The organism is Paenibacillus sp. ACRRX (genome assembly GCF_022346885.1).
Taxonomy (GTDB): domain Bacteria; phylum Bacillota; class Bacilli; order Paenibacillales; family Paenibacillaceae; genus Paenibacillus_B.
The window spans coordinates 223,913-238,172 of record NZ_JAKRNK010000007.1; the positions used below are offsets into that span (position 1 = coordinate 223,913).

9 protein-coding genes are annotated in these 14,260 nt (G+C 47.6%); 8 read left to right on the top strand and 1 reads right to left on the bottom strand.

The features are described 5' to 3' along the window. Nucleotides 1–133: 133 nt before the first annotated feature. The 5 genes from MH117_RS20160 (at nucleotide 134) to MH117_RS20180 (ending at nucleotide 8,162) form a co-directional block, all read left to right on the top strand. Complete coding sequence (locus tag MH117_RS20160) at nucleotides 134–1,411, top strand: ABC transporter substrate-binding protein (RefSeq protein ID WP_239331752.1); 1,278 nt, start codon at nucleotides 134–136, stop codon at nucleotides 1,409–1,411. 373 nt (nucleotides 1,412–1,784) lie between these two features. Then, complete coding sequence (locus MH117_RS20165; protein WP_239331754.1) at nucleotides 1,785–2,708, top strand: carbohydrate ABC transporter permease; 924 nt, start codon at nucleotides 1,785–1,787, stop codon at nucleotides 2,706–2,708. Between the two features lie 162 nt (nucleotides 2,709–2,870). Then, nucleotides 2,871–3,683 carry a carbohydrate ABC transporter permease gene (locus MH117_RS20170; protein WP_239331756.1) on the top strand — a complete coding sequence of 271 codons (813 nt, stop codon included), beginning with the start codon at nucleotides 2,871–2,873 and terminating at the stop codon, nucleotides 3,681–3,683. A gap of 207 nt (nucleotides 3,684–3,890) precedes the next feature. Continuing rightward, a complete protein-coding gene (locus MH117_RS20175) occupies nucleotides 3,891–7,232 on the top strand; it encodes a glycoside hydrolase family 2 TIM barrel-domain containing protein (protein WP_239331758.1) in 3,342 nt (1,113 codons plus the stop codon). Nucleotides 7,233–7,250: 18 nt separating this feature from the next. Beyond that, on the top strand, nucleotides 7,251–8,162 hold the full coding sequence (locus tag MH117_RS20180; protein ID WP_239331760.1) for a DMT family transporter: 912 nt from the start codon (nucleotides 7,251–7,253) through the stop codon (nucleotides 8,160–8,162). 125 nt (nucleotides 8,163–8,287) lie between these two features. Here MH117_RS20180 and MH117_RS20185 read toward each other — a convergent pair whose 3' ends face one another. Next, a complete protein-coding gene (locus MH117_RS20185; protein ID WP_239331762.1) occupies nucleotides 8,288–8,449 on the bottom strand; it encodes a DUF1328 domain-containing protein in 162 nt (53 codons plus the stop codon). 353 nt (nucleotides 8,450–8,802) lie between these two features. Between MH117_RS20185 and MH117_RS20190 the strand changes: the two genes are divergently transcribed. The 3 genes from MH117_RS20190 (at nucleotide 8,803) to MH117_RS20200 (ending at nucleotide 14,203) form a co-directional block, all read left to right on the top strand. Then, the gene (locus MH117_RS20190; RefSeq protein WP_239331764.1) at nucleotides 8,803–9,477 is read left to right on the top strand and encodes a DUF948 domain-containing protein; all 675 of its coding nucleotides are present in this window, start codon (nucleotides 8,803–8,805) and stop codon (nucleotides 9,475–9,477) included. 185 nt (nucleotides 9,478–9,662) lie between these two features. Beyond that, nucleotides 9,663–10,829: a SpoIIE family protein phosphatase gene (locus MH117_RS20195; protein ID WP_239331766.1), complete on the top strand. Its 1,167-nt coding sequence runs from the start codon at nucleotides 9,663–9,665 to the stop codon at nucleotides 10,827–10,829. Next, nucleotides 10,826–14,203 carry a response regulator gene (locus MH117_RS20200; protein WP_239331768.1) on the top strand — a complete coding sequence of 1,126 codons (3,378 nt, stop codon included), beginning with the start codon at nucleotides 10,826–10,828 and terminating at the stop codon, nucleotides 14,201–14,203. Before MH117_RS20195 ends, MH117_RS20200 begins: the two co-directional genes overlap by 4 nt. The last annotated feature ends 57 nt before the right edge of the window (nucleotides 14,204–14,260 follow it).

The window sequence follows — 14,260 nt, forward strand, 5'->3', positions numbered from 1 at the left end:
GGCTGCATCTCCAAACTAAAGGATGGGCGGACAAAATAGCCCCAAAAAAGAAACAAATGACTGTTTTGAAAACGCTTTATTTCTCTTAAATTGAGGGTACGTCAACAAAAAAATCAATTAGGGGGACGTACGGATGAGCGCAAAGTTAAAATGGATAACCGTTCTAATGGTAATGTGCACAGCGATCCTGAGCGGATGCGGCGGCGGGCAGGACAGCGTGGGCTCAACAGATCAGCAAGGCGGCAAGTCAGAAAAGACGGTGCTCCGTTTTGCGACTTGGGACACAGGCGAGAGCCTCAAGGTGATGGAGAACATCGCAAAAGCGTTTGAAAAAGCGAATCCGAACGTAAGGGTACAGATTGAGCCTTATGCAGACGGATTTGATCAGAAGCTGGCAGCTTCCTTTGGAGCAAGCAACCCACCGGATGTGATGCTGATGTGGGATTTTCCAACCTATTATACCAATTTAGAGCCGCTGGACGAATATATTGCTAAGGATGCCAGCTTAAAGCTCGATGACATCTACGAGAGTTTGTTTAATTATGTAAAAGTTGACGGGAAGAGCTATGGCATCCCGGCTGGCTTCTCCTCCCGCGCTGTCTACTATAACAAGAAACTCTTTGATGCAGCAGGCGTCCCGCATCCAAAAGACGGCTGGTCATGGGATGACTTCAAGGCTGCTGCTGCCAAACTGACGGATAAGTCCAAAAAGCAGTATGGTTTTGGTGTTCGTGCCGAGAATGATCCATACGATATGCAAGGTTTTGTTTGGAGTAATGGGAGCAGCTTTATTAGTGATGATGGTAAGGCGATTGAGGGTTATATGAACAGTCCGGAGACTGCACAAGCCCTGCAGATGTTCGGGGACATGGTCAAGGACGGTTCAGCGGTACTCGTAGGCGGCAAAAACCAACTGAACGGCAACGATATCTTTAAAGCAGGCAAGTTGGCGATGTGGGAGAGCGGTGTCTGGCCGCTAGAAAGCTTTAAAGAAGCGAAAGTGGATTTTGGCACAGTTGAGATGCCTGCATTCAGCGGTAAGCCGGTGAAGGGTGTCATTGCGATGAGCGCGATCTCGGTAGCAAAGCAGTCCAAGCAGAAGGAGCTTGCTTGGGAGTTCGTGAAGTTCTTTATTTCGGAAGAGGCAGTCAAAATGAAGAGCGATGCTGATCTACCGATCCGCAAGAGCATCGTGCAGGAGAAGAAGTTCGATCAGGATCCGCTGTATAAGCCGTTCTATACCATGCTGGAGCGTTCCGATAAGACACCTTCATTTTTGTTGAGCAAGAACTGGAAATTGGTGAATCGTCACCTGTCAACGGCCGTTGATTCTGTTATGTTGGGTCAAGAAGCACAGAAAGTATTGGATGCGGCTGTGAAGGATGCAAGCAAGTATATGGGAGAGAAGTAAGTAGTCCACTCTTCGAAAAGGTGCTGTACCATGAGTCATCTCAGATGACAGTGGGACAGCACCTTTTTTTGATGTGAAAATACTTAAAGCAGAGACGGAAGGACAATTGTTAGTTTACCGACAAATCTGCATTGCAACACAGGCTTTTGCTTGAGCAGCTAGCTGCTCTTGGACAACGGTTATATCGCACCTAACAATATGGTGATATCAAGCGGACAATTCGGCACCTAGGCTAAAAATATAGGCGGAAACAGGCTAACAAAGTGCCCCCTCCAGCCAGACAGACGTGTGTGTAAAAACGCTTACAATCGAAATACAATAATACACAACGGGGGACGCCCCACATCGAATAGGATGGAAAGGAACGAAGTCTATGGAGAGCAAAGTAAAGAGACCGACAAGCCTACGTTTACAAAAGACGATTCCTTATTTGTTCATTATGCCGTGGATTATCGGGTTTATCGCTTTTACACTCGGACCACTTATTTTCTCACTGATCATCAGCTTTTATGACTGGCCAATTGTAGGAGACAAGACATTTGTCGGCCTTGCCAACTTTAAAGAGATGTTTACAGATGATCCCTTGTTCTATACCTCTTTGGAAGTAACCGTGAAGTTTGCCATATTGTTTGTGCCGCTTAATATTATTATTGCACTGCTGCTGGCTATGCTGTTGAACAAAAATGTCAAAGGAAGCGGGCTGTTTCGAACGGCGTTTTATTTACCTTCCGTTATTTCAGGTGTCGCTCTGGCGATGATCTGGGCTTGGGTGTACGACGGAGAATACGGCATCTTGAACTACTTCCTGTCGCTGATAGGTATTGAAGGCCCCAATTGGCTGAACGATCCGACATGGGCACCGATTGCAATGGTCATCGCAAGCTTGTGGGGACAAGGAACGATGATGCTTATTTTTCTGGCAGGTCTCAAAAATATTCCAAAAGATCTCTATGAAGCCTCTGCCATTGATGGGGCAGGGAAAGTGGCACAGTTTTTTAAGATTACAATTCCCATGTTGTCGCCGACAATTCTGTTTAACTTGATTACAACGATTATATCGGCCTTCCAGCAGCTAACGCTGGCGTTGGTGTTGACGGGCGGCGGGCCACTTAACTCCACCTATTTTTACGCCATGTATATGTATGAGAACGCTTTTAAATTTTCGAAAATGGGATACGCTTCTGCCAACGCTTGGTTTATGTTCATTGTAGTTCTACTGTTGACCATGCTGGTGTTTAAGTCATCTTCTGCGTGGGTGTACTATGAAGGAGAAATGAAAGCGGGACAGAAAGGATAAGCTGATGCAGCTATGAGTGTAGTACTCAATTAAGTTATATAAGCTTCTTACGCCTACCAATCCCTTCCAACAAAGTTTGAATCGAAGTCGCAAGACTTGCATCTAGCTTCGACTTCTCAAGGGTCAGAGCTTGGTTGCGCACTTAATAGATGGGGTGATCTTATGAAAAAAGTGCTCGTATACGCGGTGCTCGTTCTCTTTTCTTTAATGTTCCTTGCACCGTTCTATTGGATGATTACGACGGCGATCAAGTCACCAGAAGAGCTGTACGTCTTTCCGCCGAAGTGGCTGCCATCGGTTTTTAATTTCGATAATTTTGCCAAAGCGTGGACGATTCAACCATTTAATACGTTCTTGGCCAATTCATTAATTGTAACCCTTCTATCGCTTATCGGGCAGTTAGCTTCGTCGGCGCTGGTAGCCTATGGCTTTGCCCGCTTTCGATTTAAAGGGCGGGATACGTTATTTGTAATCTTGCTTGCGTCGATGATGATTCCGTGGGAAGTGACGATGATCCCGCTGTATATGGAATTTAACGCATTAGGCTGGATCAATACGCTGAAGCCATTAATTGTACCCGCATTTTTTGGAGCACCATTCTTTATTTTCCTGCTGCGTCAATTTATTATGACGATTCCGATTGAATTGGAAGAGGCTGCGCGTATTGACGGTGCAAATCCGCTGCAATCTTTTGTGCGTCTTATCATCCCGCTTATGGGTCCTGCGCTGATTTTGGTCGGGGTGTTCCACTTCCTGAGCAGTTGGAACGATTACTTGGGGCCGCTTATTTTCTTAAACGATCAAAGCATGTATACCCTTACGCTTGGTCTGTCGCAGTTCCGGGGCATGTACGGTGTAGAAATGGAGTCCATAATGGCCGTCACGTTCCTGATTTGCTTGCCGCCGCTGATTCTGTTCTTTATTGCCCAGCGCTATATTGTCGGGGGGATCGCGACCACAGGTATTAAGAGCTAGGCACGGAGGTGTAAAGGTTTACGCGGCAACGACTTAGAAATCAGGATGAACATGCACAGCATGGAGCAAAGTCGAAATGGAGCAGCTAGTCCTGACTGCTGGATAACGTCATATGATAGAAATGGAACAGCTTCTTTCAGTACTGTGAAAGAAAAATGATAATTAGGTATCGGACTAGGTGCAGAATCCGCAAGGAGGAATATACAAATGAACGTCAGACATTCATTAAATGATACAGACCCAAAATTGAAGGTGTCGTCCACAAACAACATGCAGAAGGATTGGAGCAACCTGGACGTGCTCCATCTGAATCGTGAAGCAAGCCGCTCTTACTTTATTCCACATGCGCGCAAGCAAACTGCATGGCAGTATGAGCGTGGAGGGTCACCATGGTTTCGTCTCTTGAACGGAAGCTGGCAGTTTTGTTACGATGAGCGGCCGGAACTAGCGCCTACTCATTTCTACAGGGAGGATTATGACGCGGAAAGCTGGGCCGCCATTGAAGTGCCTGGGCACTGGCAGTTACAGGGATACGGGAGTCCCCATTATACAGACCTGTATTATCCGTTTCCGCTAGACCCCCCTCATGCGCCTGCGCATAACCCGACAGGCTCATACCGACGGGAATTTACCGTTTCACCAGCTTGGACGGGCATGCGCAAGACGTTAAGATTCGAAGGGGTTGACAGCGCATTTCATGTTTGGGTCAACGGTCAGTCTGTCGGTTATAGCCAAGGCAGTCGATTGCCATCTGAATTTGATATTACAGCGTATGTGCGCGAGGGCAGCAATACACTAGCTGTTCGTGTATATCAATGGTCTGATGGCAGTTATTTAGAAGATCAGGACATGTGGTGGCTGAGCGGTATATTTCGGGACGTGTCCATTATAGCGGAGCCACCTGTCCATATTCGTGACTTCAGTATCAGGACAGAGCTGGACAGCGCTTATCATAATGCGATGCTATTGGTAGAGTGTGAGCTTCAGAGCGTAATAGCAGACCATGTAGGTGTAAGCAGCGGTTATTACGTCACCTATGAGCTGATGGATGTAAATGGATGTCTTATTAGTTCAGGAGCAAGTGAAGCAGTGACCCACACAGGATCGGAGGAATCGCAGCAATTGGCTGCTGGACATACTTTGTCATCATATACTCTGCAGATAAATGCGGCAGTGACGAATCCGAACAAGTGGACAGCAGAGACACCTTACCTTTATACGCTGCTATTATCGTTATATGATGTTCATCACCAGCTTGTTGAGGTCATTCCTAGTCGAGTCGGTTTCCGCAAAGTAGAAGTCCGCGGCGGCCAGATGCTGGTGAATGGTACAGCTATTCAGCTCAAAGGTGTAAACCGCCATGACCATCACCCGGAGCTCGGCCGTTATGTACCTTACACTGTTATGAAGCAGGACGTACTGATGATGAAGCAGCATAATATTAATGCTGTACGTACAGCTCATTATCCAAACGATCCTCGTTTCTATGACCTCTGTGACGAGTTAGGCCTATACGTGATGGACGAAGCAGATCTGGAAACCCATGGAACCGAACTGGTAGGTAAGCCAGATTGGCTGAGCGACAATCCGCTCTGGGAAGCTGCTTATATCGACCGAATTGAGAGAATGGTACAGCGTGACAAGAACCATCCGTCCATCATTATGTGGTCCCTTGGTAATGAATCAGGATTTGGCTGCAATCATAAAGCGATGAGCCAATGGGTGCATCAAGCTGACCCGACACGTCTTATTCATTATGAGGGGGATCGGGAAGCCGCAGTATGCGATGTATTTAGCACGATGTATTCCTCTGTTGAGAAACTGGAGGGCTTCGGGCAGCTTGAAGAGTTGGATAAGCCCCATATTGTTTGTGAATACGCTCATGCGATGGGCAATGGACCGGGCGGATTGAAAGAATATGATGAAGTTTACCGAAAGTACCGTCGTCTTCAAGGTGGCTTTGTATGGGAGTGGATAGATCACGGATTACTGGCATATAGTGCCGATGGCGAAGCCTATTACACTTATGGCGGGGATTACGGTGACGAACCGAATAACGGCAACTTTGTAATCGACGGCCTTGTGCGACCAGATCGCGTTCCTTCTCCAGGATTGCTGGAGTATAAAAAGGTAATCGAGCCCTTGCAAGTTACAGCAGTAGATTTAAATGTGGGTGCAATTATGATTCATAATTTGTATGATTTTATTTCACTGGATCATCTGTTGCTGGGCTGGTCCATTGTCAAATATGGTCAAGTGCTCGCTAGTGGAACCAGTGCCTTACCGCATATTCGAGCTGGTGCTTCCGAGCAGGTTGTCCTGCCGCTCCCTCAGCTTGCTGCTTCGTTGGTCAGCGGCGGCGCTGCAGACGTAGATGCATCGTCACAGCCGGAAATCTGGCTGAACTTAAAACTGACGCTTGTCCAAGATGAACCATGGGCTGCACGCGGACATGAAGTAGCCTCGACACAGCTGATGATGCCAAATCCGTTGAGGCAGGCTGCAGCGCAGGAAGCTGCAGCATCAGCTGCAAGGGGGACGACCAATACCTCAAGTACGACATCTACAACTTCAGCTGCCGACATATTGGAAGCCGACACAGCTGTAAATGAGGATCAATGGGCACCACTTCGCTGTCGGATCGATCAACATTTGCTGCGGGTGGAAAGTGAAAGATGTAGAATGGTGTTTAACATGCTTGAGGGGACGCTCGATAGTTGGACGTTGGAAGGCAAGGCACTGCTGCATACAGGGCCGAAGCTTGACTTCTGGCGAGCCCCGATTGATAACGATATGTATGTCTTGCAGAACTGGAAGAAGGCTTGCCTAGATCGTCTGGTGCAAAAGGTCGACGCTTACGCTATCGAAGAGAGTACTGATGGTGTTACGATTACATTTGATATTCGAATAGCACCGCCTGTATACGATTGGGGATTCCGTTGTCAGATCAAATACATGGTTTTTCGTAGTGGAGCAATGCGCTGGGAAGCTAATGGCGAGCCAATTGGCTCGCCACCGGAACTGCTGCCGCGAATTGGCTGGTCAATTACCGTGCCGGGGACACTGGATCAGGTGACCTGGTATGGACGCGGCCCGGGTGAAAACTATGCAGATAGCAAGTTGGCGAGTGAGGTTGGTGTTTACACCACTTCGGTGCGCGAATTGGCTTTCCCGTACGTGTACCCGCAAGAGAGCGGCAATCGTACAGACGTTCGTTGGGTGGGGCTGCACGATCTGCGCGGCACAGGATTGATGGCGTGGGGAGACCCCGTGCTGGAGTTCAGCGCGCATCCCTATACCACTGCCGATTTGGAACAGGCCAAGCATCTACACGAACTGAAGGAGCGGGATACCATCACGCTGCATTTGGACTATCGCCAGAACGGACTTGGCAGCAACAGTTGTGGTCCAGCGCAGCTGCCGGCATACGCGTTGAAACCTGAGCCATTCACTTTTGCAATCTCACTTCAGGCTTTTCAAACTGAGGAGACATCTTTAGTGGCGCTCGGCAGCACCTGTTTCACGGGTGATAAGCCTGCAATAGATTGAAAGAGGTGACCCGACGGAATGACACGTGCTTGGATTGCGAATCTATGTTTGCTGTTGGTTGCCTTTGTTTGGGGCTCCACTTTTATTATTGTGCAAAAGGCGGTACAGACGCTGCCGCCGCTGGCATTTAACGCTGTTCGTTTTTTGGGCGCAACGCTTTTATTTGTCATCATCATGATGATGATGTACCGCCGTCGGAAATACAATTGGTCGCGCAAGCTGCTGCTTCATGGCAGCTTGCTGGGCTGTTGGCTGTTCGGGGCCTATGCCTTGCAGACGATTGGACTTCTGCATACAACTACGACAAACACGGGCTTTATTACTGGTATTTCAGTTGTGCTTGTTCCGTTTGCGATGCTGCTGTTCATGCGGCAGCATCTTTCTTGGTCCACATGGGCTGCGGCAGTTATCGCCTTTATAGGATTGTATCTGCTTACGTTTAATGGCGGGGTGTTAACCTTTAACAAAGGGGATTTGCTCGTGTTTTTCTGTGCGATCTGTTTTGCACTGCAGATTGCACTGACGGGTAAATATGCTCCCGTATATGATACGCTGCCGCTTGTTATCGTACAATTGGGCACAGTGGGTGTGCTGTCTGCCGTCTTTTCGTTATTAACAGAGTCGCTTGGTTCACCTGCTGAACTGTGGACTTCGCTTACCAATTCAGATGTGCTGGTTGCGCTTGCTGTATCCATTGGCCTCTCCACTGCGTTTGCTTTCTGGGCTCAGACATGGAGTCAGCGGTATACGTCGGCGACAAGAGTGGCGATCATTTATGCCACAGAACCCGTGTTTGCGGCCATTACAGGCGTCACATTTGCAAATGAGACACTGGGGATTTGGGCAATTGTTGGCTGTGCGCTTATTTTCGGAGGCATGATATTGGTAGAGATTCGCTGGAAGACAAAAAAATCTACGCTTTCAGCTTAGCTGTTCACTTCCATGCTATCCAACAGGGGCGGATAAGAAGGACATACAATAAAAAGGCTGCACCGAAGTAGATCGATCTACTTCGGTACAGCCTTTTTTGTTCAGTCGTAACAATCCGTGTCAAGTCAGGATGTCCTTCTGCCAGTAAGCAACGATATCACAAACAGAATCAGGAAAATAAAGAATAGTACTTTTGCGATCGAGGCTGCCGCCTCCACAATACCGAAAAATCCGAATATACCTGCCACGATTGCGATGATAAAAAATAACAGAGCCCATCTTAACATCATATTCACTCCTTTTTCCTCGTTAGAAAATGTCTGTTGAGTTGCTTTGGTTTGTTGCAGATTGTATAACCGAATCAAAATCGGTTTGAAACATTCCTTTTTTATTTCAAATTTATGATTCAATAGTCTTGCTCAGGGGTATACATTGTTAGCTCTATTCCCTGTACAAACGCGACAAACGCGGATTTGTAGTCTTATGCGCTGTGAGGGGTGAGTACTGTATGGCTAATGTAGTAACATTTCGATCTATGTGCAGCAAATATGTACATATTCATATACAATAAGAGTAAAGATCCACTATGATAGACTTCTTAGCAGACATACATATTATTTGTGGGAAGAGAGGGTGCACAATGATACTGGAAATCAGTGCTTTAATCGCATCGTTGGCTTTTGTAGTCCTTGTTATATTTCTAATTCAGACGCTGGTAACAGCCAAGCGTTCATTAGACCGTGCATCGGCAACTTTGGAGGAAGTACAGCGCACGGTTGAGGCATTAAGTGGAGACTTGCAGGCGGTTGCCCGCAATGCAAATGAGATGACTGCCGGCATCCAGCAGCAGGTGAAGAAGATAGAGCCGCTCGTTGACTCCATTGAAAATATCGGTGAAGCGCTGAATGAAGTAACTGCCGTAGCTCGGCAAGTATCTGTTGGTGTAGTAAACGGTGTGCGCAAGGCAGCAACACGTTTTGACACAGATAAGCTGAAGCGTAAATCACGCGTTCAGACACCGGCAGCGGCGGACGCTGCGTCAGATGCGGTGAGGGATGGTGACGGGGGACCCGCAGCGGCTGTCGATTTCGCGCTAGCTTCCGCAGCAGTGCAAGCTACTGCAGCAGAATCGGTACACGCTGCTCCGGAGATAGAAGCACAGATGATGATGCCAATGGCGATCGCTGAGGCTGCCGCGGCGAAGTCTGCTGCCAAGGCGGCTCCTGCGCGCGCAGCGGCTTCTTCAGAAGCCTGGAAGTCGTGGGTAGATATCGGAGTGCAGGCGTGGCAATTGTTCCGCAACAGCTCGAAATAGAAATAGCCGGTTATCATTAGATAGCCGGCTATGTTTTTATTAGGGATATAGTGTACGAATTAGGTTAAGGCACGCACAGATGCAGCTCATGTTGTTATTTAGTGGAATTTTTCAAATGGCATGCCCTCACCTGACTAATTTAGGTATAGTTGAGATGACGCTGCAAAGATAGGGGAGAAACGCAATTGAACGTACTCGTTGTCGATGATAACCCGACGAATGTGATGCTTATACGAGAAATATTGCGTAAAGCTGATTATACCGGCATTATGACAGTCTCTTCCGCAAGAGAGATGTATGAGGTATTGGGACTAAAGAAGTCAGGCATCAGCACAGATACTCTAAAAGAACCGGATATCGATCTAATCTTGCTGGATATGATGATGCCGGAGATTGATGGATTGGAAGCATGCAGGCATGTTCAAACCTTTCCCTTGCTCCGTGATATTCCAATCATCATGGTTACTGCTATTGGGGACTCCAATACATTGGCGGAGGCGCTGGATGCAGGAGCGGTTGATTATGTCACCAAGCCAATAAATCGCATTGAGCTGCTGGCACGGATTCGACTTGCTTTACGCCTGAAGAAAGAGAAGGACTGGCACAAGGAAAGAGATCGGCATATCCGGGAGGAGCTGCGCTTGGCGGCTAGTGTACAAGCCTCTGTTCTAACTGAACCGTATTCAGATGAGCAGATAGAGATACAGGCAATATACAGGCCTTCTGAAGAGCTGGCAGGCGATCTGTATGCCTGGTTTCCATTAGGAAATGGTAAATACGGCGTGCTCATTTTAGATATGATGGGCCACGGGGTATCTTCCGCACTGCTGTGTATGTTTATTGCTTCGGCGCTCCGTAATACGGTCATGAGTGAGGAGACACCAGATGGCGTGCTGCGCAGTCTGAACAGTAAGTTTCATTACTTGCATATGAGCGACAGCTTGACGATGTATTATTTGACGGCAATATACGCCATTGTGGATACAAAGCAGCACTTGATTCAGTATGCCAATGCGGGTCATCCGCCAGGCATCGTCGTGATGAGCGATGGTGCGGTCGTCCATCTGGAGTCTACGGGCCATCCTGTCGGTATGTTTCCTGAGTTGGAGGTAGAGTCAAAGATGATTATGTGTACGAATGAGTACCGGATGGCTCTTTATACGGATGGTCTTGTGGAGGCTGCCGGAGATGAACTGGATGATGCAATTGAGCATCTTACGGAGCTAATGAAGCAAGAGGATTCCATTGATGCGGATGCATGGTCAGCATTGTTTGGCAACCCCTGCGCACGTGAGGATGATAAATGCATGGTATGGGTTTCTGTGCGGAGCATGGAGGGGGAAACAGCGTGAAGTTAAAGACAAAGTTAATCATAGGTTTTGCTTCATTTATGATTATTTTGGCAGGACTCGGTTTGATTTCTTATGTACGGATGAGCGGTATGCAAACCGAGATTGAACGTTTCTATAATGAACGCTTTGTAAAGGTAAAAGCGGCCTCAGGTGCCAGAGACGATTCCAATAATATGGCACGCGAGCTTGTTAATGAACTGCTAAATGGGGGTACAAGTACACAAGAGGCAGCACTAGAGATTCAACGGTATAAGAAACGAGTAATTCAAGCGCTTCAATTACTGGAGAATACCGTCCTCACCATCCAAGAGAAGGAAAATATCTCCCAGGTGAACCGATCATGGGCTAATTACATTGAATTCGTTGAAGAAGCGGAACGGTTGAGTGCATCTAACAATGTGGCAAAAGCCAATGAACTGCGGAACAGTGTTGGGTTGCCTTATCTGAAGAAGCTTCAGGAGGATCTAAACAGCCTTGCCAGTTATCATGAAATGATGATGGATGACCAGCTTCGTAAATCCCAACAGATGTATGAGCTGTCTATTGCTTGGACGGTAGGGATGATGGGATTAGGCATTCTATTAAGTATAGGTGTTATGGTATGGGTTATTCCAGGAGTAACTCGTAATTTGAACACGATGGCGTTGATGATACGTAGTCTTTCACGTGGCCGCACGGCAATCATCCGTAAGATGAAGGCTTATACAAATGATGAGATTGGGGAAGTCATTGAAGTATTTAAGTCTATGGTCTCTGATCTGGAGCAACGTAAAAAGATTGAAGAGCAGTTTCAACTGGAACAAGAGCAGCAAGCCTGGATAGATAGCAACATTGCAAAAGTAACGGATTTGTTAAATGGCGTGACAACGCTGCAGCAAGTCGGCCAGACTTTTATCAACGAATTCACACCAATCCTGAGCGCCCAGTATGGTGCACTCTACATCCGTGATGAAGCCAGAGCATCCAATAAGCTGCGCCTATATGGCACGTATGCGGCACAGCATCAATTGGAGGCTGAACACAGCTTTGACATCGGAGAAGGCCTGGTTGGCCAGTGCGCCGCTGACGAACGCCCAATTCTTATTCATGATATGGTAGATTGCTCTCTCCGTATTCAATCTGGCGTATGCGAAGCTTCGCCAATGGAGCTGGCGCTTTACCCGATAACGTTTGAGCAGCGGGTGCTTGGTGTTGTCGAACTGGCGTCTCTTAAGCCACTGACGCATACACAACATAAGTTGTTAGAACAACTGATGATCAATTTAGGGGTCATTATCCATACGATATCAGGTAAGATGCGTGTGGAAGACCTTCTGCGGGATTCACAGGCACTGACGGAGGAACTGCAGTGTCAGTCGGAAGAATTAATGACGCAGCAAGAAGACTTGCGTCGTTCGAACGAGCACCTAGAAGCTCAAACCGAGGCGCTGAAGCGTTCAGAAGAGCTTTTACAACGGCAGCAGGAGGAACTGGAGCATTACAACACAGAGCTTATTGCCAAGACAAGAGCGCTGGAAGAGACAATGCTGAGCACGCAAGAGAAGAACGAGGAGTTGGAAAGCGCGCGTACCGCATTGGAGCGTCAGACGCTGCAATTGGCGCTTGCGTCTAAGTACAAGTCAGAGTTTCTAGCCAATATGTCTCACGAATTGCGGACACCTCTTAACAGTCTTCTCGTTCTCTCGCAGTTGCTGGGGGAGAATAAGGAAGGCAATTTACTAGAGAAACAAGTTGAATATGCGCGGACGATTCATATGTCTGGGGCGGATCTATTAAAGATGATTGACGAGATTCTAGATTTGAGCAAAATAGATGCGGGCAAGATGAAGGTAGACTACGAACTGATGCATATTCAAGAGATAACTAGCTTTATGTATGATAGCTTTGAACCGATTGCTTCCCAGAAAGGTATTGCATTCCAACTTCATGTTGCCGAGGGACTGCCAGCATCTATTTATACGGATGCCGATCGTCTAAAGCAAATTGTTCGGAACTTATTGTCCAATGCATTTAAGTTTACCAATTCCGGCAGCATTGAGCTTGCATTGGCTCCTTCCTTGGACCCAAATGCTATTGAGGGCGAAGAATCACCAGCATTTTTGGCTATTCAGGTCAAAGATACAGGAATCGGCATCCCACAGGAGAAGCTGGGACTTATATTTGATGCTTTTCAGCAGCTTGACGGCACAACAAGCCGAAAATACGGTGGCGCTGGCTTAGGATTATCGATCAGCAGAGAACTTACCCAGCTCTTAGGCGGTAGCTTGACAGTTAGCAGCATCCCAGGGCAAGGGAGCACATTTACTTTGCTGCTTCCGATGTATACAGAGGCTGAGGAGCTAGCCAAGCTGCAAGTTACAGCTGACAGCATCCACATGTCGGAGATCGAGCAGTTGGTTAGGGAGGTATCGAAGCAGATTGAGGACGGAGTGTCTGAAGAGAAAGAGAGCGTGAAGCTTCAACAGACACAGATGTTGTCCGAGGTGGCGGCCAGCTATGCAAAGAAGAAGGATAACTCTGCTGGCAAGCCCAAGCTTGCTCAGGTACGGCCATGGATGTTCGAGCGCAGAAGGCTCCTGATTGTTGAAGATGATGGTCCTCAGCGGCAATCAATGATTGCCCTTATTGAAGGAGCCAATGTGTCTGTGACCGCCGTATCTACTGGATCAGAGGCGCTAGAACACCTTGCGCAAGAGAAGATAGACGGTATGGTACTTGATCTGATGCTGCCAGATATGACTGGCTTCCAACTGATGGAGCGTATCGAACAGACGCTGCCAGAGCTTGTTCATCTGCCTATCATCATTTATACAGGCAAGTCGCTGGATAACAAAGAAGAGCTGGAGCTGCGCAAGCGCGCACAAAGTATTATTATCAAGAACGTGAAGTCGCCGGAGCGTCTGCTGCAAGAGACGATGCTGCTCTTGAACCGCGTCGAATTAGAGGAGGATAGGTCATATCCGTCCGAGCGTGCATTAGAGCCGAAAGATCAGTTGTTATCAGGCAAAAGAGTACTGCTTGTAGATGATGATGTACGGAATGTATTTGCGTTGTCGAGTGTTCTCGAGCAGTTTGATATGGTGATTGAGTATGCGGAAAATGGAGTAGAGGCACTGGCGGCTCTGGAACGAAAACCAACCTTCGATATCGTCCTGATGGACATGATGATGCCGGAGATGGACGGTTACGAAGCGATGCGGAAAATTCGCCAAATGCCTGCATTTGAGAAGCTGCCGATTATCGCACTTACAGCCAAAGCGATGAAGGAAGACCGTAATAAGTGTATAGAGGCAGGGGCATCTGATTATGTCAGCAAGCCATTCCAAACCGAGCAATTGCTGTCTCTAATGAGAGTGTGGCTGTACAGCACCTAGTATAAACAAAGTAAGCCGTATGGGGATTCGGAAAGGAAGTCGAGCATGGACGAGCAT